Genomic DNA, 19,455 nt, shown 5'->3' on the forward strand with positions numbered 1-19,455 from the left:
CCGCTTGGATTCATGGGATTACTTTATACTCCGTCAGCAATGGTGACAGCCCAGAGCATCCTCGCTTTTCCCATTGTGGCCTCTCTTTGCCACTCGGCTATTGTAAGTGTAGATCCTATTATCAGACAGGCCTCCCGGGCACTCGGGGCTACGCCTTTTCAGATAACACTCACTGTAATCAATGAGGCCCGCTACGGGATAATGTCCGGGATAACTGCCGCCTTCGGAAGGGTAATGGCAGAGGTGGGCGCGATACTCATTGTGGGCGGAAATATCGCAGGCTATACCAGGGTTATGACGACGACCATAGCGCTTGAGACGGATAAGGGAAATTTTGAGCTTGCCCTGGCCCTGGGGATGATACTTTTAACCATCTCATTAATTATAAACGCGGCCCTCTATTTAATTCAAAAAAAGGGAATGGTGGCGAGGTAAATGAGTACGTCCCGGCGGGCCTTCGACCTGAGATTGACGGCCTTCAATATCTGCAAAAACTATAACAGGGAGCCTGTTCTTGGAGACTGCTCCTTTTCCTTTGATAAGAGCGGTACTTATGTGCTGATGGGTCCTAACGGCAGCGGCAAGTCAACGTTTTTAAGGATATGTGCCCTTCTTGAAGAACCGGATGAGGGCGAGATAATGTATTTCTCAGGAGCGGATGCCTTAAAGAAAGACATCGAACTAAGGCGTCGGACAACCCTTTTGTTGCCGAGGGTCGGGGTATTTAACGCCACGGTGTTTAAGAACGTGGCTTATGGGCTGCGGATAAGGGGGATAAAAGGACCGGGAATAAAGGCGAAGGTGGATGAGGCCCTGGAATTTGTCGGCCTGATTCATAAAATGAATCAGAATGCACGGCTTCTTTCCAGCGGAGAGACACAACGGCTTGGTATTGCAAGGTCCATGGTTATTGAGCCTGAGATATTTTTCCTCGATGAACCAACGGCATCCGTTGATCAAAAAAATAAAGATATCATAGAGAATATAATTTTGAAGATGAAAGAAAGGGGCAAATCCATTGTGGTTATAACCACCCATGATATAGCGCAGGCAAACAGGCTCGCAGATTGGCTGCTTTTGCTAAAAGATGGGAAGGTTATTCCCTCTCAAAGATGCGCCGAGGCGAATTAGTTCCCATCCGAAAACCCCGGTTTTCTGGATGGAGCAATCAGCCCTCAGCTATCAGCTCGCCACAATACCGGCGAATCTTCGACGTTCAGCTTAAGATGCTATTTCTCGTATCCTTTTGCTGACGGCTGACATCTGATCGCTGTAAGCGTGAAGACGGAAACGATAGTTTCCAGATGAGCACGAATTAGAGTTCCATGCGCAGGGCCTTCTGTCCGGCCGGGTAGCGCCAGGGGGCCTCGCCGATAACGCGAAATCCGCATGTTTCAAAGAAGGAGCGACCGGCCCGGTTGGTTTCCGCCACGGACAGCCTAATCTTCATAGGGTTGCCCCTTTCGGTTGAGTCTTCCTTAAACTGCCTTGCAAACCTTATCAGTTCACTCCCGATCCCATGCCGCCGATACTCCTTTGAGACGGCAATAGCCATGATCTCCAGCACAGTCTCTTTGTCCTGCTCATCCCGCATAATGGCTAACATAATAAAACCGCAGCGGACCTTACTGTTGGTCTCCTTTTCATAGACGAAGGTATAAGTACCTGGGGTGAGGAACCACTTGGCAATGGATAAGTCATAGTGGCCATACTGGGAAAATGAATCTCTGGATAAGGGAAGTATAAAAGGAAAGTCGGTTAACTCCGCTTCTCTAACCAGGGTCATAGCAATCTCAGTATCCGTTCCAGGTCACAATTTTCCTGTACCACCCTCGCCAGTTTATCCAGTTGTTCTTGGCGGAAGAGATGGTATGAAAAGCCGGACGTATAAGGGGGAAGGCCCTTTTGCCGTCGCAGCCAGTTGATAAAACTGCGCCGCGCCTGGTCGCTGTCGAAGACGCCGTGTATGTATGTGCCTAAGACCGGGCTATGGCCTGACATGACCGCTATCGCGGTCTCCGGGGTGTCAACCAGCGGCAGGATGCGGTCTTTTATTCTTGTCCGGCCCATGTGTATCTCATATCCGAAGACACTTGTACCGGCGGGAAAGACGGGCGAAGAAAGCGTCCGATGGCAGACCTGACGCAAGACCTTCTCGCGCTCTATAGTGGTTTCTACCGGTAGAAGCCCCAGTCCCTCTGTCTCCCGGACGTCGCTCTCGGTCCCGAAGGGATCAAACAGTTTTTCTCCTAACATTTGATAGCCGCCGCAGATACCGACGATGGCTGTGCCCCTGGCGCAGGCCTCCGTTATGCGCGCATCCCAGCCCTGCTTCCGAAGATGTACGGCATCGGCCAGAGTAGCCTTGCTGCCGGGCAGGATCAGGCAGTCACAGAGATCAATCTCGGCCGGACTGCGGAGAAAGCGCAGGGAGACATCCGGTTCCAGCGTTAAAGGGGTAAAATCCGTGAAATTGGAGATGCGCGGGGGCACAACTACACCGATCACTACTTTTCCCGTATCGACCTCGAATTTTCCGACCTGCGGCGGAATGGCATCTTCTTCATCCACCCAGATATCGCGAAAATAAGGAAAAACGCCCAGAACCGGCAAGTTGATGCTTTTTTCAAACATCTCTATCCCCGGCTCCAGCAGGGCCCGGTCACCGCGAAATTTATTTATGAGGAACCCCCTGACCAGGGGTTTATACTCCGCCTGGATAAGGTCATAGGTGCCCTTCATCCAGGCAAAGACCCCGCCCCGGTCAATGTCGCCGACAATGAGTACCCTGGCCCCGGCATATTGCGCCATTTGCATATTAACCAGATCGCGGTCCTGCAGGTTAATTTCCGCCGGGCTTCCCGCCCCTTCGATCACTATTACCTCATACTCCCGGGACAGTTCGTCATAAGCCTTCTGCACTATTTCACGATGTCTCTTATAGCGGCGGTAATAATCCTGGGCATTACGATTGCCGTCCGGCCGGCCCAGGAGGATGACCTGCGAGCAGTTGTCGTCCGAGGGTTTTAGGAGGATGGGGTTCATGCGCACGTCCGGCTGAAGACCGCAGGCCTCGGCCTGATAGACCTGGGCCCGGCCCATCTCCAGGCCATCGGCCGTGACGTAGGAATTTAGGGCCATATTCTGGGCCTTGAAAGGAGCAACATTAATGCCCATTTCCTTAAGTATCCGGCCAAAGGCGGCAACGAGAACGCTCTTTCCCACGCCGGAGCCTGTCCCCTGGATCATCAGTGCCTTAGCCCGGTGTTTTTTCATGGCAAAAATACCCCGGTTAAAAAAAGCGCGGTCTCTACCAGCTCACTGAGCGCGCCCAGCATGTCTCCGGTTATGCCGCCGATCTTCTTCTTATAAAAGGCCAGGACCGCGGCGGTCATCAGCAGGAATATGCCGTTCATCCACAGGAAGGTTTTTAGCCCTACCAGGAGGGGGAGTCCCATAAGCGGCGCTACCAGGAGGAACCTAGTAACCCCTTCCTTACTGACAAAGTCCCTTCCGGTTCCCCCTTCTTTTCGGGCATAAGGGAGGAAATATGTCCCGAAAAGCATAGCCGCCCGGCCGTATGCCGCAGGCAAGACGAGGCAGGCCCAGGAGGCCTCTCCGCCGCGAGGAAGGTTGGCCAGGGCCGCCCATTTCAGGCCCAGGATAAAGAATAAGGCCATAGCCCCCATGGCCCCGATGTCGCTGGCCTTCATAATGCGCAGGGCATCTTCCCGCGAGCGATGGGAAAAGAGGCCGTCTGCCGTATCGGCCAGGCCGTCCAGGTGAATGCCTCCGGTAATAGCCGCTAGAAAGAGGACGGAGAAAAGAGCGGTTATCTGGACCGGGAAGAGGCGGAGCAGGATATAATCGAAGAGAAAAATAAGGCCGCCGATCACCAGACCGACGACCGGAAACCACGGCAGCGTCCCGGCTCCTATCTGTCCTTGGGTCCGGGGTGCAGGCAGGACGGTTAAAAAGGTAAGGGCCGCAAAGAAATTACCCATTATTCCCCTTACTGACTTCGGCCTGTCTAAAGGTGTGCACCTCATTAAAGACCCGGCAGGCCGCCTCGATAATGTGCATGGCCAGGGCTGCTCCCGTCCCTTCCCCGAGACGCAGATCGAGATTTACGATAGGCGCAAGACCGAGGTGGGTCAACATGTGCTTATGTCCTTGCTCCACAGAACAGTGTCCGGCAAAGGCATATTGAGAGACAAGGGGGCAGAGCGTATGGGCAATCAGCGCGCCGGCCGTGGAGATAAGGCCGTCGATAACCACCGGTTTCTTATGATAGGCCGCCGCCAGCACTATTCCTGCAATGCCGCCTATCTCAAACCCGCCGACCTTGGAAAGGACGTCTATCCCGTCTGCCGGGTCAGGATGGTTTACAGAGATGGCCGCCCTGATAATCTCACACTTTTTTTGAAAAGACGCATCGGATATGCCTGTGCCGCGGCCGGTCATATCCTCTACGGACTGCCCCGTAATAACGGCGCCGATGGCGCTGGATGGAGTGGTGTTCCCGATCCCCATATCGCCGGTGCCCAGAAGCGTTATTCCCCCGGAAAACATGGCCGCGGCCAGATCAAAACCGGCCAGGATAGTCTCTTCCGCCTGCTCCCGGCTCATGGCCGGACCGCTTGTAAAATCATCCGTTCCCGCCGCGATCCTTTTTTTTATAAAACGATTTTCTCCCTGGATGACATCCGGCAAATCCGGGACGATACCCATATCAACCACCAGCACCTCGGCAGTAAGCTGACGGGCCAAGGCGTTTATGCCGGCGCCGCCCCGGACAAAGTTTTTGACCATTTCCCCGGTAACTTCCTGGGGAAAAGCGCTTACACCTTTTTTAACTACCCCGTGGTCACCGGCCATGACCAAAAAACCTTTCTTTTTGACGGAAGGATTGAGGCTGCGCGTTATGCCGCACAGCCGTTCGCCGATCTCATGTAATCTCCCGAGGGCACGGGGCGGCATGCACAGTTCGGCGGTGTGATTTCTGGCTTTCTCCAGCGCATCCAGGTCGATCGGCTCGATTTTTGCGATAATGTCGTTAAGACGTGTCATTTTTCCCCTTACCAGTTATTTGATTTTGACCGGTATGCCGGCTACCAGCCAGTAAACTTCATCGGCACAGGCGGCCAGCGCCTGGTTGATCATACCGGACAGGTCACGAAATCCCCGGGCCAGCCGGTTTTCCGGGACGATACCGGCTCCGACCTCATTGGTTACCAAGATAAAGGAACAGAGGGATTTTTGCATCCTCTCCGCGAGAGCCCCTACCGAGCGCATTATCTCTTCTTCGGGCCTATCCCGGAGCAGCATATTGGAGACCCACATGGTGACGCAGTCAATGAGTATGACACCGGCCTTTGCCGCCTCCTGTTCTATAGCGCCGGCAATATTCAGGGGTTCCTCCACGGTGCGCCAGTCTTGGCCCCGCTGCTTCTGGTGGGCCTTTATTCGTTCTTTCATTTCCTCATCCATGGCCTGTCCCGTAGCCAGGTATAGCCGGTTTGTAAAGTGACGGTTGGCATAGTCCAGGGCAAAACGGCTCTTGCCGCTCCGGCAGCCTCCGGTTATCAGGATGGTCTTCTTCATGCCTTTGCCCATAGCCTTTCCAGTATTTCCAGCGAGGTCTGGAGGTGATGAAAGGAAAAGACCTCGATAGAGACCGTGCCCGTATATCCTTTCAAAAGGCGCAGCCAGTCCAAAAGGGCGGCCTCATCCAGGACATCCAGGCCCAGATGGTCACGGCCTTCATAGACTCCGTGCAGGTGGATGATGGCCGTCTTTTCCAGATACTTATCCAGGTAACGCAGTGGATCTTCGCCGTTGAGCAATATATGGCCGAGATCAAGGCAGACGGAGAGACCAAAGTCGTTGATAATATCCTCTACCCGGGTCAAGGGGTAGTCGAGGGTTTCGACAGAAATCATGCCCGGTTTAATCCCTGTCTTCAGGATGTTCCCGGTGCTTTCAGCGATATGTCTCTGCCATAAAGAAAGATTTTTCTTGCCACAGTCAGCATCACAGACATAGTGCAGCGTATAGGTGGAAGGGGTAAGCCTTTTGGTAAGGGCTATGGCCTCATGGACCGCCGCGACTCCCTCTCCCCTTGCCTTGTCCGAAGGATGCCCGAGGAAAATATCCAGGGGAAGGTGCACATTGTAAGATAATCCTTGTTTATTCTGCAAAGCGGAGAGATCTGATATTTCCTCCCTGTCCGGCAGGTTTTTACTCTCAAAGAGGATTAGCTCCATCTCGTCCAGGTAGGGGGCAAGGCGCATAGCATTGGGCAGGATACGGTCAGGATAGATAAACGAGGTCGTAGCCAGGCGGAAAGGAGACCGCCGCCGGTAGCTTTTGGAAAATGTTGAATAATTCCCTTTGTCACGTTCTACTACAGAAAACATAATTTAATTACCGTTTGCGGCTGATGGCTGAAGCCAAGACCTCGCTTACCGAAGTCGTAGGGTGGGCTTTGCCCACCATCATTGGCGGCGCAGCGTGGGTTTGGTGGGCGGAGCCCACCCTACATGGCTTTCTACTACAGAAAACATGGCGCTTAACATATTGAGTAGCGGAGGCCGTGTCAAGGGAAAATGATTTTTGGATAAATTAGTTTTTGACAGCTCGTGCCCCTTTATGTATAAATACTATTTGCTTAATTTTTATAACTTTTTTCCCCTTGAGCGGTCATGAGGCAGTTTTCATCCGGAAATCCAAAAATTTCGGCCTACGGTCGGCCTAAGGCCGGATGAGCAATCAGCACTCAGCTATCGGCATGAAGCCGATCCACCGTTCACTGTTGACCGTTTACCGAAAGAAGATGTCGGACAACGGTTAACGGATAACAATCATGCTGACGGCTGAAAGCTGATCGCTGAGAGCCTTCATCCGGAAATAGTAGTTTCCGGATGAACATGAGGCAGTAAATTATATGGAGACAAAAGGATTATCCAACAGGGTGGTGATAGGCACTATCGCCGGTTTGACCGGTATCGCCATCCTTCTGTACACCGCCTATCTGTCCCACCGGGAGTTTGAGGAGACCCTGGTTTTCCAGACACAGCAACAACTGTTGACGGTTGCGAAGACTACTGCAAACAGACTGGAAGAGTTCGCCGGCCATCTCTCGAGGGAGTTAAAGATTCTGGCGAAGGAACCGGCAATCGAAGAAGCAATCAAAAATAAGACCCGGCAAACAGAATCGCATGGTATTCAGGCGCTCAAAATTCTTTATGGAACCCATCAAGGCGACGTTGATGCACTCACTACACTTGATGGCGGGGGAATTATGCTGCACCGGTATCCCTTTATAGCGGACAGACCGGGGAAGGAGCATAGGAATAAACCGGACGTAGCGCATGTCATACGGGAACATAAGCCTCATATCAGCGGGTGGTTTTACAACGATCTGGGCCGGCCGGCCATTTCTATCCTGGAGCCGGTATCTTGCCGGGATAAGTTTATAGGGATGGTGCGCTGGATGATCAGCCTGGACACCCTTTCTAAAAATTTCATTCAACCCATCAAGGTAGGCAAGGCCGGTTATGCCTGGCTGTTGGATGAAAAAGGAACGATTCTGAGCCATCCCGACTCAAAGCAGTTAGGTAAGCATATCATAACTGTAAGAAAAAGTAAGTTTCCCGGACATGACTGGTCAGCCTTAGAACATATTGTAGAGAAGGCGGGGCGTGGAGAAGAGGGCGCCGGTGTTTATGAGTGTCCGACATCTGGCAAGAGACTTATAGCTTATGCCCCGGTGCATATCGGTAATGAGTTGTGGTCTGTCGGCGTTTCTATGGATTATTCCGAGATCACCCGCCCCCTTTACAGACATGCCGCAGGGCAGATAACCATTGCCGGACTGGTTATATTGCTGTTTGCGGCCGGGGGATTTACTTTTTATAAAATTGAAAAGAAAAATGCAGCCGAACTCAGACGGAGGAACGAAGAGTTAAAGCAGAAGGTCATTGAACGTAAGCGGGCGGAAGAGGCGCTACGGGAAAGCGAGGGGAAACTCGCCGGTATTGTCGATTCGGTGACGGATCAGATGATTATGGTGGACGAACATTTTAATATCGTATGGGGCAACGATGTGGCCAGGGCCATGTTCGGGCTGGATCTGGTAGGTAAAAAGTGCTATTTTGCCTATCACGGCCGCGAACGCATTTGCGATAAGTGTGTAGTAAAAGAGTGTTTCGAGGACGGCCGGGTGCACGAATTTGAGAAGGAGATTACAAGGGGTAACGGTATCCCGCGAGTCTTCTGGGGTACGGCCAGTGTGGCCGCCCGCTATGAAGACGGCCGTCCCAGAATGGTGGTGGAATTCTTGCGCGACATAACGGACCGCAAGCGGGCGGAAAAGGATATTGGGACCTTAAAACAACAAATGGAGTTCATCCTGGGCGCTACAAAAACCGGCCTTGACATTATCGATTCAGATTTTAGCGTTCGTTATATAGATCCGGAGTGGGGTAAGATATACGGCGATCCGACCGGAAGAAAGTGTTACGAATATTTTATGGGCCTAAGCGAGATGTGTCCTGGTTGCGGGATCCCTAGGGCCCTGGAGACAAAGTCCATCACCGTCACCGAAGAAACGCTGGTCAAGGAAGGCAACAGGCCGGTACAGGTTACCACCATACCATTTCAGAGCGAGGAGGGGCAATGGCTGATTGCGGAAGTCAATGTGGACATCACCGAGCGGAAGCGGACGGAGGAGCAGGTCAGGGACTCGCTTAGAGAGAAGGAGGTGCTCCTGAAGGAAATCCACCACAGGGTTAAAAACAACCTGCAGGTAATTTCCAGCCTGCTCAAACTTCAGTCCCAATATGTGCAGGACAAAGGGGATGTGGAGATTTTTAAAGAGAGCCAGAACCGGATAAAGTCGATGGCCCTTGTCCATGAAAAGCTTTATCAATCCAAGGACCTGGCGAGCATTAATTTTCATGAATACGTCGGTCTCCTGTTAAATGGTCTGTTCCGGTCCTATGGAGTTAATACGGACAAAATAGCATTAAAAACGAATATTGAGGACATCATGCTTGGAGTTGATGTTGCTATCCCGTGTGGATTGATTATAAATGAACTGGTTTCCAATTCCCTGAAATATGCCTTTCCGGAAGAAAAAGCGGGTGAGATAGAGATTACGCTCCGCACATCAGATGAAGGTGCGATGGAGCTGACGGTTGCCGATAATGGTGTCGGCCTGCCGGGGGATTGGGACCTGACAAACAGCGGGTCACTGGGTCTGAAACTGGTTAAGATTCTGACCGATCAGATCGACGGCCGGATAGACCTGGATAGAAGTGAAGGGACTAAGTTCAGGATAGACTTTAAAAAAACAACGTATGCAAAAAGGATTTAAGACCATGGAAACAAAAATCTTAGTGGTTGAAGATGAAGGAATTGTTGCCGAAGACATACGCGGCAGCCTGGAGAGTTTGGGATATACGGTCTCATCAGTGGTATCATCCGGACAGGAGGCTATTAAAAAGGCGGAAGAGTATAAACCGGATCTGGTGCTGATGGACATTGTGCTGAAGGGTGAGATAGACGGGATTGAGGCGGCCAACCAGATACGTTTGTGCTTCAACATCCCGGTCGTATATCTTACTGCCTACGCCGACGAAAGGACCCTGGACCGGGCAAAGGTAACCGAGCCGTTAGGATACATTGTCAAGCCGTTCGAAGATAGAGAATTACGCACGACCATTGAGATGGCCCTGTACAAACACAAGATGGAGAATAGATTAAGGGAACGCGAAGAGTGGCTTTCTACCACCCTCGGGAGTATCGGCGATGCAGTGATTGCTACGGATGCCCAAGGGCATGTCAGGTTCATGAATCCCGTTGCCGAATCCCTGACCGGATGGGAGGAGGGAGGCGCAGCCGGAAAGGCCCTGGCCGAGGTCTTTAATATTATAAATGAAGAGACACGCGGGCCGGTCGAGAATCCTGCAACTAAGGTGCTGCGAAAGGGTGTGGTCGTCGGTCTGGCCAATCATACTTTATTGGTAGCTCGTGATGGGGTTGAGATACCAATTGACGATAGCGGTGCGCCTATCAGGGATGCCAGAGGCGACATCATCGGGGTAGTTCTGGTCTTCCGCGACATCCGGGAACGCAGGAAGGCGGAACGGGACCTTCAGGAATCAGAGAAGCGTTACCGCGGCCTGTATGAGACGGCCCTGGTGGGCCTGTACCGCAGCCGGATCAGTGACGGCAAGATTATCATGGCAAACCAACTGGCTGCCGACATTTTGGGTTATAGCTCGATTGAGGGGCTAACCACTGAATTTGTATTTGGCGAGCGTTATTCACCGGAGAGAAGGACGGAGTTGTTGCGGAAGTTGGAGGAATGCGGCACGGTCTCTGATTTTGAGATACAGGTCACCCGCAAGGATGGAGAAAAAATAGACCTGATGATAACGGCCAGGGCCTATCCGGAAGATGGTTACATTGAGGGCGCCATGATCGATATTACCGACAAGAAACACCTTGAAACTCAACTGCTCCAGGCCCAGAAGATGGAGGCCATCGGTACCCTGGCCGGTGGTATTGCCCATGATTTTAACAACCTTCTCATGGTGGTGGCGGGATATGCATCCTTGATGCTAAGCGATCTCGATTCAAGCCATCCCCATTATAGCAAGCTAAAACAGATCGAAGAACAGGTCAGAAGCGGGTCTGATCTGACCGCTCAGCTTTTAGGGTTTGCCCGCCGCGGGAAATATAATGTTAAGCCGCTTGACGTAAACGAGATAATGAGAAACAGCTCCGTCATGTTCGGCCGCACCAAGAAAGAGATTACCATCAGAGAGAAATATGATCCTGATCTCTGTACCGTAGAGGCCGACCGGGGCCAGATCGAGCAGGTGCTTTTGAACCTTTATGTGAACGCCTGGCATGCTATGCCGGCGGGCGGGGATATATATTTAGAGACAAATAATGTCATCCTGGATGAAAGCTACAGCAAGCCCTACAAGGTCCGACCGGGGAGATATGCCAGGATATCTATTACCGATACGGGTGTTGGTATGGATGAAACAATCCGGAGACGCGTATTTGAGCCTTTCTTTACTACCAAGGAGATGGGCCGGGGCAGCGGGCTGGGATTGGCTTCGGTCTATGGAATTATAAAGAATCACGGTGGTATTATCAATGTCTATAGCGAAAAGGGCCATGGCACGACGTTTACTATCTATTTACCGGCATCAGAAAAGGAGGTCGTAAGGGAAAAGGAGATGTCCGTAAAGATGGTAAAGGGAACAGAGACCATCCTGTTTGTAGATGATGAAGAGATGATCCGGAATGTAGGCCGGGAATTGTTGGAAGAATTGGGCTATAAGGTGTTCATAGCCAGAGACGGAGAAGAAGCGGTCGATATTTATAAGGCAAATAAGGGTGGGATTGATCTGGTCATTCTGGATATGATCATGCCGGATACAGGGGGCGGTGAGACCTATGACCGGTTGAAGGAGATCGACCCGGGTATAAAAGTTCTCCTTTCCAGTGGATACAGCATTAGTGGCGAAGCCTCCAAGATTTTGGAACGGGGATGCAGCGGGTTTATTCAGAAGCCTTTTAACATGGGAGGCCTTTCCTGCAAGGTAAGGGAGGTTCTGGATAAGAAGTGATGAGCAGAATATAGGAATCGGAATTCAGAATACAGAAGAGCCTCTTGCAAAAGTCTTGTAAATGGCGTTCTTGTCATTCCGGCGAAAGCCGGAATCCAGTAATTTCAAGCAGTTTAGATGCCTCTGGACAACGGTTTTCACCGGTGTGACGATTTTTGCAAGAACCTCAGAATACGGAATTATTCTGACTTCTGTCTCCTGTATTCTGAATTCCGACTTCAGATTTTAAGCGCTACCTCGGTGGCGCCTCTCAACGCCGAGCCAAGATTGCCCGGCTGAGAGGCATCACCAATAGCTATTACCTCTTTAATTTTTCCCTTAAGTTCATCTGCCAGGCTGTTTTGCGATCGCGCGCCAACGGCCAGTATCACCTGATCTGCCTCAATCCGGAGTCTCTGACCGTCCTTTTTTTCCAGGGAAACTATAGCCTCGCTAATCTCTGTAACCCGGGTATTCGTAAGTATGTTCACCCCTTTATTGGTCAGTCTGGCTAGCAGGCGCGCCCGGGGAATATCTTTCATTCGGCCCAATACCTCCGGCAGCATCTCAACCACGGTTACCTCCCTGCCCGGCTCAGCCAGCCAATCCGCAGTTTCACACCCGATATCACCTCCGCCGATAATCACTATTTTCCGACCGGGGAGAACCTTTTTGGCATAAAGCTCCCGGGCGTCAACCACGATACCGGAATCCATACCGGGAATCGGTGGACGTATCGGATGTGACCCGGTAGCCACTATAACCGCGTCCGGCGCCATATTGACTATATTTTCTACTGCGCCCGGGTAGTTAAGGCGGGCCTGAGCAGTGCTTTGTTTTAAGGAATGTATCAGGTAGCGTAAGGCCCCGGACATCTCTTCTTTGAATGGGGCCTTGTCGGCTAAAAGTAGTTGGCCGCCGGGCTCGGCCTCTTTTTCCCAGAGTTCTACTCTGTGCCCCCTCTGACTGGCTATGACCGCGGCCTGTATGCCGGCCGGGCCGCCTCCGACAATCAGGATTTTTTTCTTTACTGTGACCGGAAGCACATCCCAGCGATATTCAAAACCGGCAAAGGGATTAACGGTGCAGGCGCGGCCTAAGCCCGGTACTCCTTTGTCGGCGCAGTCTTCTAAGCAATAGGTGCAGGCCCTTATACCGGCAATATTTCCAGACGCGGCCTTATTGGGAAGATCCGGATCGGCTATTAAGGCCCTGGCCATAGCCACGAAATCGGCCTTGCCTGAGGCGATAATCTCTTCCGCCAGGGCCGGTGTATTTATCTTACCGATGGCTATGACCGGCAGGTTAACGGCGGCTTTAATCCGGGCGGCGGTCTCTGTCAGCAGACCCGGTGCACAGTCATGCCCGGGTATGGTAACAAACTTGGTAGCCTTATTGCCGGCATTAGCCATGATGGCATCAGCGCCGGCCTTTTCTATCAATCTGGCCATGGATACGGCCTCATTTACAGTCAGGCCACCGGGGACAAATTCATCACAGACCAGTTTTACCATTACCGGGAAATCCCGGCCGGCACATTGTTTTGTTTTTTCGATCAGCCGGGTTAAAAAACGGCAGCGATTTTCCACAGGCCCGCCCATATCATCCGTGCGCTTGTTGAGAAGCGGCGAAAGGAGCTGGGCGATCAAATCGCCGTAACTGGCCTGTATCTCTACTCCGTCGTAGCCGACCTCCATGGCCCTTTTAGCCCCGGCAGCCATAACCTCTATTATCTCTGTGGCCTCCTCCCGCGACATGGCATTGGCCAGGGGAACGACCCAGCTTTCTCCTTTTTTTCTGGCTCCGGGGACCTTTTTATTGAAGATTCTTTCTTTGGGATAATTGAGCTGCATAAAGGCCCTGGCGCCTTCGGCGTGGATTATGTCCAGCAGCCCGGCGATGCCAGACGCATACTCTTCTGTGTCAAAGCGCAGTTCCTGTGGTCCCTTATAGGCGCGGGGATAATCCAGACAGGGGCAGTCCAGCACGATCAGGGCCACTCCGCCCCTGGCTCGAACCTGATAAAAGGCCTTTATCCTGTCGTTTACCTTGCTTTCAGCAGCATACTTGGTGGGATAGAGCGGCATGATAATACGATTGCGCAGATTACAGGTCCCGATAGTTCCTGGCGTAAAGAGACGGGGAAAGTACATGGGGCTTCTCCTGGTCACTTCTGTTCCTCGCCAAATAACCGATAAAAGCGAACAAAATAATCTATCCCGGACCACACCGTCAAAATAAGAGCAAGCCATAACAATGCCTTACCGAATTGATGAAAGTTGATGCCCAGGTAAGTAAAGTGAAGCAGGAGGGCGATAAGGGCGCTGATTTGGAAGATAGTTTTGGCCTTACCCAGGCCGCTGGCGTTGATAACCACTCCGCCGGTAACCCCGATGCCGCGCAGGCCGGTTACCGCTATCTCCCGCCCGATAATGAGAAATGCCATCCAGGCTTCCACCCGACCTTTGGGAATAAGCATGATTAAGGCCGCTGAGATGAGAAGTTTATCGGCCAGAGGGTCCAGGAGTTTACCCAGGGCGGTAACACACTTTTGTCTGCGGGCCAGGAAACCGTCCAGGAGATCGGTTATAGAGGCCATAGAAAAGAAAAAAGCCGCCCAGAAAGCCGGAAGCGGCTGATCTGAACGGCTAATAAAAAACATAACCAGAGGGATACAAAAGATGCGGAAGATTGTAAGACTGTTAGGTAGGTTCCAGGTGTTTATACGTCCTGTCTCATCCATGCGGTAATCATAGCATCTTATTTTCCTGATAACCATATCTATTTTTGTAATTTCGGAAGTACAGCAAGACCCTCTGTACGTAATCCTGCGTCTCCTTAATCATGGGGATTTGTCTTCGGTTCCCAACCCTATCCGGGCCGGCATTATAAGCCGCTAAAGCCAAAGGTATATTGCCGTCGAACATGCCTAATAGCCGTTTCAGGTACTTGACCCCGCCGTATATGTTTTCCGCCGGATCAAAAATATCAAACACGGACATATCCTGTGCCGTCTGAGGCATCAGTTGCATCAGACCCCGTGCTCCCTTCGGCGAAAGCGCCAGGTAGTTGAAGTTGGATTCGGCCTTGATTATAGCCCGGACCAGATTCGTATCTACACCAAACCGTCGGCAGGCCGCATGAATGACAGGGTCGTATCTTTTAATATCACCCGAAAGAGCAGCATAGGAAGTCCGTTCTATGGTCTTTCTGGTGCGGAGGAAGACCCTATAGCGCTCGTCGTTAGGCACATCGGTAAAATGAACTACGCCCTCGCTATCAGTAAAACAGTAAATATCCGCCCGTGTAGAAATAGGGCCGGCTATCGTTAGGATCGTTAAAAAAAGGAGGAACAACACGGTTCGCAAAGCATTCGCCTGCATCCCTCTGTGACCCCCACTCGAAAATTATTTCTTGGGACTGCCTACTTTCTTCCAGTCCGCCAGAAATTTCTCTATTCCAATATCCGTAAGCGGATGTTTAGCCAACTGGGCAATAACCTTGAATGGTATAGTGGCTACATCCGCGCCCATCAGGGCCGCCTCTAGGACATGACCGGGGTGACGGATACTGGCCACAATGACCTCTGTATCAAAGGCATAGTTGTCATAGATAGAAATAATGTCCCCGACCACATCCATACCCACCTGGGAAATATCGTCCAGCCGGCCAACAAAGGGGCTGACGTAGGTTGCGCCGGCTTTAGCCGCCAGCAGGGCCTGCACCGGTGAAAAAATGAGCGTGACATTGGTCTTAATGCCCACTTCGCTGAGCATCCGGGTGGCCTTGATCCCTTCCGTGGTCATGGGCGCCTTGATAACTATATTATCGGCAATTTTGGCCAGATCTTTAGCCTCTCTAACCATTTCTTTGGCCTCCAGGCTCACCACCTCAGCGCTGATAGGCCCTTTTACTATCTTGCATATCTCAGTCAGGAGCTTCTTGAAGGGCTTGTTTTCCCTGGCAATGAGCGAGGGGTTTGTAGTTACCCCATCGATCAGGCCCATATCATTGGCCTGCCGGATTTCATCCAAGTTGGCGGTATCGATAAAAAACTTCATACACACTCTCCTTTCAGAATATAGAATACAGAAGTCAGTAGTCAGAATTCAGTAGGTTTTATCCTGACTCCTGTTTTCTGTCTCCTGTATTCTATCTATAAATTTTTGTTTACATTTTTCACTGCAAAAGTAGTAACTTTTTCCGTCCATAACGGCCGTAAGGGCCTCGTTTTTGGGGCAGTAGGTGTGACAAACCGGGTCTTCCACCAGCTCTGCGGTTATTGCACTATCATCTTTCTTTCGATTTACTTGTTCAGGTCTGCCCAACTCCCTGCGCACGGCCTTATAAATCTGATAAACAACAAATATTAAAATGATATAAATGAGCAGCCTCATCTCAGTTTTCAACCTCTATCCGGCGGACTCGCTGCCCGTTTTCCGGCACTTCCCTGAGCAAATCACAAACCCTTTTTTTGAGCACCGGATGCTCGAAGTCAGGAGACAGTTCGCAAAGGGGCACCAGGACAAAGCGGCGCCTATGCAATCTGGGGTGAGGAATGATTAGCTCCCCGGTGTCCAGGACCATGTCGTCATAAAATAAAAGGTCGAGGTCGATAATCCGCGGCCCGTATCGGGCTGCCCTTTCCCTTCCCATTTCATCCTCAATATGGTGTAAAAGGCAAAATAGATCCTGTGCGGATAGAGGGCTTTTTACCTCGGCCGCGGCGTTGACATACCATCCCTGCGTTTTTAATTCCTGAGGCTCCGTTAGATACAGAGAAGAGAGGCGTATCTTTAATCTGCTATCAGCCTTAGCCAGGCGACTTGAGGCCTGAAGACAATTGGCCTTGGCGTCGCCCAGGTTGGATCCAATACCAATATAGGCCAGGACATCTTCCAAGGTTAAAACCCTACATTCTTAATACGCTGGACGGCCTCCTGGAGGCGTTCTTTTCCCACTGTCAAGGCCATACGAACATAACCTTCTCCGGGCGCGCCAAAACCATTGCCCGGAGTAGTAACGATACCCGCCTTGCTCAAAAGGTAGGCAGTAAATTCTGCGGAGGTATATCTCCGGGGGACTTCAACCCACAGGTAAAAGGTAGCCCTTGGTTTTTCCACATTCAACCCCGCTTCTTTCAGGCCGGCGACTAAAATATCCCGGCGCCCGGCATAAACAGCCTGCATCTCCCGGACACAGGTCTGATCACCATCCAGGGCTGCCATACCGGCTATCTGGATAGCCTGGAAGACTCCGGAATCAATATTGCTTTTTACCTGTCCCAATCCGGCGATGACCTCTTTGTTCCCCACAGCAAAGCCTATGCGCCAACCGGTCATGTTATAGGTTTTGGAAAGGGAATGGAGTTCGATCCCTACCCCCTTGGCTCCCTCGACCTCCAGAAAACTGGGCGGCCTGTAGCCGTCAAAGGCCATCTCGCTATAAGCCGCATCATGGCAGACTATAATGTTATATTTTTCAGCAAAGGCCACGATTTCTTTAAAGAAGTCCACCGTAGCCACGGCTGCCGTAGGATTGTTGGGATAATTAATGAACAGGAGGCGGGCCTTTTCAGCTACCTCCGGAGGGATGGTAGTCAGGTCCGGTAAAAAATGGTTTTCTTTGGTAAGGGGCATATAGTATGGCTCGCCGCCGGCAAATATAGTTCCGATATGATAAACCGGATAGGCCGGTGACGGCACCAGGGCCACATCACCGGGATTAATGAAAGCGAGGGGGATGTGGGCAATGCCCTCCTTGGAACCAATCAGGCTAACGACCTCTGTTTGGGGGTCCAGAGAGACGCCGAAGCGTCTTTCATACCATCCGGCCACGGAAAATTTAAAGCCGTTCATGCCCGAATAAGAGGGATAACGGTGATTTTGGGGATCGGTCGCCGCTTCATTAAGCCGGGTGATTATATGCGGCGGCGTAGGAATGTCCGGGTCTCCTACGCCGAGGTCAATGACATCCAGCCCCCGTGCCTTTACCTCCTCTTTCATCCGATCTATCTCTGCAAAGAGATAAGGCGGCAGCTTCTTTAGTCGTTCCGATTTTTCTATTTTGATCATATCTATTAAATACCTTTCTACATATTGACGGCTTAATAAAAAAGGCCATTATATCCGTCCCCAATATATAGTCGATCGGAGACAGAAATCAGGAGTCAGAATACAGCTTTGGGCCTTCAGCCTTCAGCTTTCTCCGTCTCCACCGTATTGCGCAGCGTACCGATACTTTCCACAACAATTTCTATGACATCGCCGGGAACCATAGGGCCGATTCCGGAAGGCGTGCCGGTAGCAATGATATCGCCCGGGAGCAAGGTCATCACTTTAGAGATAAAGCTGACCAGTTCGGCGACCCCGTAGATAAGATTCCCGGTGTGGGATGACTGGCGGAGTTCCCCGTTGAGGTATGATTCTACCTTGATATGCGAGGGATCCAGCCCGCAGGCAATGCAGGGGCCGATGGGGGCAAAGGTATCAAAACTTTTGGAACGCGTAAACTGTACATCCTTTCTCTGTAAGTCTCTGGCTGTAACATCGTTTACACAGGTATAGCCAAGGATGTAGTCATAGGCCTTATCCTGCGGGACAAAGCGGGCCCGCTTGCCGATGACTACACCCAGCTCAGCCTCATAGTCAACCCTCTTGCTCATCCGGGGATACATAATGGATGAATCCGGCCCGATGACTGCCGTTCCCGGTTTAAGAAAAATCAACGGCTCGTCCGGGATAGGGAAACCCAACTCCCTGGCATGATCACGATAATTCAGGCCCAGGGCAATAATCTTGCCTGGCCGGCAGGGAGGGAGGAGCCGGACATTAGCCGGATCATACTCTTCATTACCTGTTTTAAATTCTGCGAATATATCGCCTTCTATGCTGCGGATGGTGTTTTTTCCTAGCCGCCCGTATCTGGCAGCGCCATCGGCTTCAAAACGAACGAAGCGCTCTATCACTTCCTCAGTCCCAGTACATCCTGCATGTCATAGATGCCGTTTTTCTGATTTACGATCCACTTGGCGGCCCGCACGGCCCCGCGGGCAAAATTATCCCGGCTATGGGCACGGTGGATGACCTCAATGCGTTCCCCGATACCGGCAAAAAGGACGGTGTGTTCGCCCACAATATCGCCGCCGCGCACAGTCTGTATGCCGATTTCCTCATTCGTTCGCTGACCGATCATACCATGGCGGGCATAGACCCCAACCTTATCCAAATCGCGGCCTAAGGCCCCGGCCAGCACTTGGGCCAGCTTTACGGCTGTGCCGCTGGGGGCGTCCTTTTTAAGGCGGTGATGGGCCTCGACAATCTCCACATCATAACCTTCACCCAGGATTCCAGCTACATCTTGTACGACTTTGTAGAGGACGTTTACACCCACACTCATATTAGGGGCCAGCACACAGCGCACCTTTTTGGCCAGCTTCTTGATCTCTTTCATCTCCTCAGGCGTAAACCCGGTTGTCCCCACCACAATAGCCTTTTTGTGTTTGGCGGCCAGGGCTACGTGTTCTGCAGACGAGGCATGAAAAGTGAAATCGATGATTACATCCCCCTTTTTAATGACCGATTCCAGCCCCTCAGAAATCGGGATACCGATCTTTCCCAGGCCGGTTACCTCTCCTACGTCCTGGCCGAGGGCCGGATGTCCCGGCCTTTCAAAGGCCGCTGCCAGTTTAATTCCTTCGGCCTGATGCACCATATGGATATTGCGTCCGCCCATTTTGCCGGCAGCGCCCGCCACAATAGCTTTTATCATATTTTTTCTCCCCTTGATTAGCTGATAGCTCATGGCTCATAGCTGATGGCCAAGA

Annotated in this window: 19 protein-coding genes; 4 read left to right on the forward strand and 15 right to left on the reverse strand. The window is 51.6% G+C overall.

Features of this window, described 5'->3' with window-relative positions; all coding sequences use genetic code 11:
• Positions 1 to 435, forward strand: a 435-nt coding sequence (locus PHT49_09730) for an ABC transporter permease (protein ID MDD5452159.1), incomplete at its 5' end; no start/stop codon positions are given.
• On the forward strand, positions 436 to 1,131 hold the full coding sequence (locus PHT49_09735) for an ABC transporter ATP-binding protein (GenBank protein MDD5452160.1): 696 nt from the start codon (positions 436 to 438) through the stop codon (positions 1,129 to 1,131).
• A gap of 184 nt (positions 1,132 to 1,315) precedes the next feature.
• Here the strand turns inward: PHT49_09735 and PHT49_09740 are convergent, their stop codons facing one another.
• The 6 genes from PHT49_09740 to cbiR are packed head-to-tail and all read right to left on the reverse strand — an operon-like array spanning position 1,316 to position 6,419.
• On the reverse strand, positions 1,316 to 1,786 hold the full coding sequence (locus tag PHT49_09740; protein ID MDD5452161.1) for an N-acetyltransferase: 471 nt from the start codon (positions 1,784 to 1,786) through the stop codon (positions 1,316 to 1,318).
• Positions 1,783 to 3,276 (reverse strand): cobyric acid synthase, encoded by a 1,494-nt coding sequence (locus PHT49_09745; GenBank protein ID MDD5452162.1) that lies wholly within the window; start codon positions 3,274 to 3,276, stop codon positions 1,783 to 1,785. The genes PHT49_09740 and PHT49_09745 overlap by 4 nt, the downstream gene beginning before the upstream one ends.
• Positions 3,273 to 4,004 carry an adenosylcobinamide-GDP ribazoletransferase gene (cobS, locus tag PHT49_09750; protein ID MDD5452163.1) on the reverse strand — a complete coding sequence of 244 codons (732 nt, stop codon included), beginning with the start codon at positions 4,002 to 4,004 and terminating at the stop codon, positions 3,273 to 3,275. Before cobS ends, PHT49_09745 begins: the two co-directional genes overlap by 4 nt.
• Positions 3,997 to 5,070, reverse strand: a complete 1,074-nt coding sequence (gene cobT, locus PHT49_09755) for a nicotinate-nucleotide--dimethylbenzimidazole phosphoribosyltransferase (protein ID MDD5452164.1) — start codon at positions 5,068 to 5,070, stop codon at positions 3,997 to 3,999. The genes cobS and cobT overlap by 8 nt, the downstream gene beginning before the upstream one ends.
• 15 nt (positions 5,071 to 5,085) lie before the next feature.
• Positions 5,086 to 5,604 carry a bifunctional adenosylcobinamide kinase/adenosylcobinamide-phosphate guanylyltransferase gene (gene cobU / locus PHT49_09760; GenBank protein MDD5452165.1) on the reverse strand — a complete coding sequence of 173 codons (519 nt, stop codon included), beginning with the start codon at positions 5,602 to 5,604 and terminating at the stop codon, positions 5,086 to 5,088.
• Positions 5,601 to 6,419, reverse strand: coding sequence for a cobamide remodeling phosphodiesterase CbiR (cbiR, locus tag PHT49_09765; protein ID MDD5452166.1), 819 nt, complete (start codon positions 6,417 to 6,419; stop codon positions 5,601 to 5,603). The genes cobU and cbiR overlap by 4 nt, the downstream gene beginning before the upstream one ends.
• A gap of 527 nt (positions 6,420 to 6,946) precedes the next feature.
• On the opposite strand from cbiR, the gene PHT49_09770 reads away from it, so the two are divergent.
• Both PHT49_09770 and PHT49_09775 read left to right on the forward strand, forming a co-directional pair.
• Positions 6,947 to 9,379, forward strand: coding sequence for a histidine kinase dimerization/phosphoacceptor domain -containing protein (locus PHT49_09770; GenBank protein MDD5452167.1), 2,433 nt, complete (start codon positions 6,947 to 6,949; stop codon positions 9,377 to 9,379).
• Positions 9,380 to 9,383: 4 nt separating this feature from the next.
• Positions 9,384 to 11,651 (forward strand): response regulator, encoded by a 2,268-nt coding sequence (locus PHT49_09775; GenBank protein MDD5452168.1) that lies wholly within the window; start codon positions 9,384 to 9,386, stop codon positions 11,649 to 11,651.
• A gap of 218 nt (positions 11,652 to 11,869) precedes the next feature.
• Here PHT49_09775 and PHT49_09780 read toward each other — a convergent pair whose 3' ends face one another.
• The 9 genes from PHT49_09780 to dapB all read right to left on the reverse strand — a co-directional run bounded on the left by PHT49_09780 (position 11,870) and on the right by dapB (position 19,400).
• The gene (locus PHT49_09780) at positions 11,870 to 13,783 is read right to left on the reverse strand and encodes an FAD-dependent oxidoreductase (protein ID MDD5452169.1); all 1,914 of its coding nucleotides are present in this window, start codon (positions 13,781 to 13,783) and stop codon (positions 11,870 to 11,872) included.
• 14 nt (positions 13,784 to 13,797) lie between these two features.
• Entirely contained in the window at positions 13,798 to 14,373 is a 576-nt protein-coding gene (pgsA, locus tag PHT49_09785; protein MDD5452170.1) for a CDP-diacylglycerol--glycerol-3-phosphate 3-phosphatidyltransferase, read from the reverse strand.
• Between the two features lie 7 nt (positions 14,374 to 14,380).
• Positions 14,381 to 15,013, reverse strand: coding sequence for a lytic transglycosylase domain-containing protein (locus tag PHT49_09790; protein MDD5452171.1), 633 nt, complete (start codon positions 15,011 to 15,013; stop codon positions 14,381 to 14,383).
• A 24-nt stretch (positions 15,014 to 15,037) separates the two neighbouring features.
• Positions 15,038 to 15,691, reverse strand: coding sequence for a fructose-6-phosphate aldolase (gene fsa, locus PHT49_09795; protein MDD5452172.1), 654 nt, complete (start codon positions 15,689 to 15,691; stop codon positions 15,038 to 15,040).
• Between the two features lie 48 nt (positions 15,692 to 15,739).
• The gene (locus tag PHT49_09800; GenBank protein ID MDD5452173.1) at positions 15,740 to 16,039 is read right to left on the reverse strand and encodes a YHS domain-containing protein; all 300 of its coding nucleotides are present in this window, start codon (positions 16,037 to 16,039) and stop codon (positions 15,740 to 15,742) included.
• Entirely contained in the window at positions 16,029 to 16,532 is a 504-nt protein-coding gene (gene folK / locus PHT49_09805) for a 2-amino-4-hydroxy-6-hydroxymethyldihydropteridine diphosphokinase (protein MDD5452174.1), read from the reverse strand. The genes PHT49_09800 and folK overlap by 11 nt, the downstream gene beginning before the upstream one ends.
• Before the next feature lie 2 nt (positions 16,533 to 16,534).
• A complete protein-coding gene (locus PHT49_09810) occupies positions 16,535 to 17,704 on the reverse strand; it encodes an LL-diaminopimelate aminotransferase (protein ID MDD5452175.1) in 1,170 nt (389 codons plus the stop codon).
• Positions 17,705 to 17,820: 116 nt separating this feature from the next.
• Positions 17,821 to 18,597, reverse strand: coding sequence for a fumarylacetoacetate hydrolase family protein (locus tag PHT49_09815; protein ID MDD5452176.1), 777 nt, complete (start codon positions 18,595 to 18,597; stop codon positions 17,821 to 17,823).
• Positions 18,594 to 19,400 (reverse strand): 4-hydroxy-tetrahydrodipicolinate reductase, encoded by an 807-nt coding sequence (gene dapB, locus PHT49_09820; protein ID MDD5452177.1) that lies wholly within the window; start codon positions 19,398 to 19,400, stop codon positions 18,594 to 18,596. Before dapB ends, PHT49_09815 begins: the two co-directional genes overlap by 4 nt.
• Positions 19,401 to 19,455 lie beyond the last annotated feature (55 nt).

The organism is Desulfovibrionales bacterium (assembly GCA_028715605.1).
GTDB lineage: Bacteria > Desulfobacterota > QYQD01 > QYQD01 > QYQD01 > QYQD01.

Coding starts and splice junctions, on each gene's coding strand:
- PHT49_09735 (MDD5452160.1), top strand. CDS start 436: ATGAGTACGTCCCGGCGGGCCTTCGACCTGAGATTGACGGCCTTCAAT.
- PHT49_09740 (MDD5452161.1), bottom strand. CDS start 1,786: ATGACCCTGGTTAGAGAAGCGGAGTTAACCGACTTTCCTTTTATACTT.
- PHT49_09745 (MDD5452162.1), bottom strand. CDS start 3,276: ATGAAAAAACACCGGGCTAAGGCACTGATGATCCAGGGGACAGGCTCC.
- cobS (MDD5452163.1), bottom strand. CDS start 4,004: ATGGGTAATTTCTTTGCGGCCCTTACCTTTTTAACCGTCCTGCCTGCA.
- cobT (MDD5452164.1), bottom strand. CDS start 5,070: ATGACACGTCTTAACGACATTATCGCAAAAATCGAGCCGATCGACCTG.
- cobU (MDD5452165.1), bottom strand. CDS start 5,604: ATGAAGAAGACCATCCTGATAACCGGAGGCTGCCGGAGCGGCAAGAGC.
- cbiR (MDD5452166.1), bottom strand. CDS start 6,419: ATGTTTTCTGTAGTAGAACGTGACAAAGGGAATTATTCAACATTTTCC.
- PHT49_09770 (MDD5452167.1), top strand. CDS start 6,947: ATGGAGACAAAAGGATTATCCAACAGGGTGGTGATAGGCACTATCGCC.
- PHT49_09775 (MDD5452168.1), top strand. CDS start 9,384: ATGGAAACAAAAATCTTAGTGGTTGAAGATGAAGGAATTGTTGCCGAA.
- PHT49_09780 (MDD5452169.1), bottom strand. CDS start 13,783: ATGTACTTTCCCCGTCTCTTTACGCCAGGAACTATCGGGACCTGTAAT.
- pgsA (MDD5452170.1), bottom strand. CDS start 14,373: ATGGATGAGACAGGACGTATAAACACCTGGAACCTACCTAACAGTCTT.
- PHT49_09790 (MDD5452171.1), bottom strand. CDS start 15,013: ATGCAGGCGAATGCTTTGCGAACCGTGTTGTTCCTCCTTTTTTTAACG.
- fsa (MDD5452172.1), bottom strand. CDS start 15,691: ATGAAGTTTTTTATCGATACCGCCAACTTGGATGAAATCCGGCAGGCC.
- PHT49_09810 (MDD5452175.1), bottom strand. CDS start 17,704: ATGATCAAAATAGAAAAATCGGAACGACTAAAGAAGCTGCCGCCTTAT.
- dapB (MDD5452177.1), bottom strand. CDS start 19,400: ATGATAAAAGCTATTGTGGCGGGCGCTGCCGGCAAAATGGGCGGACGC.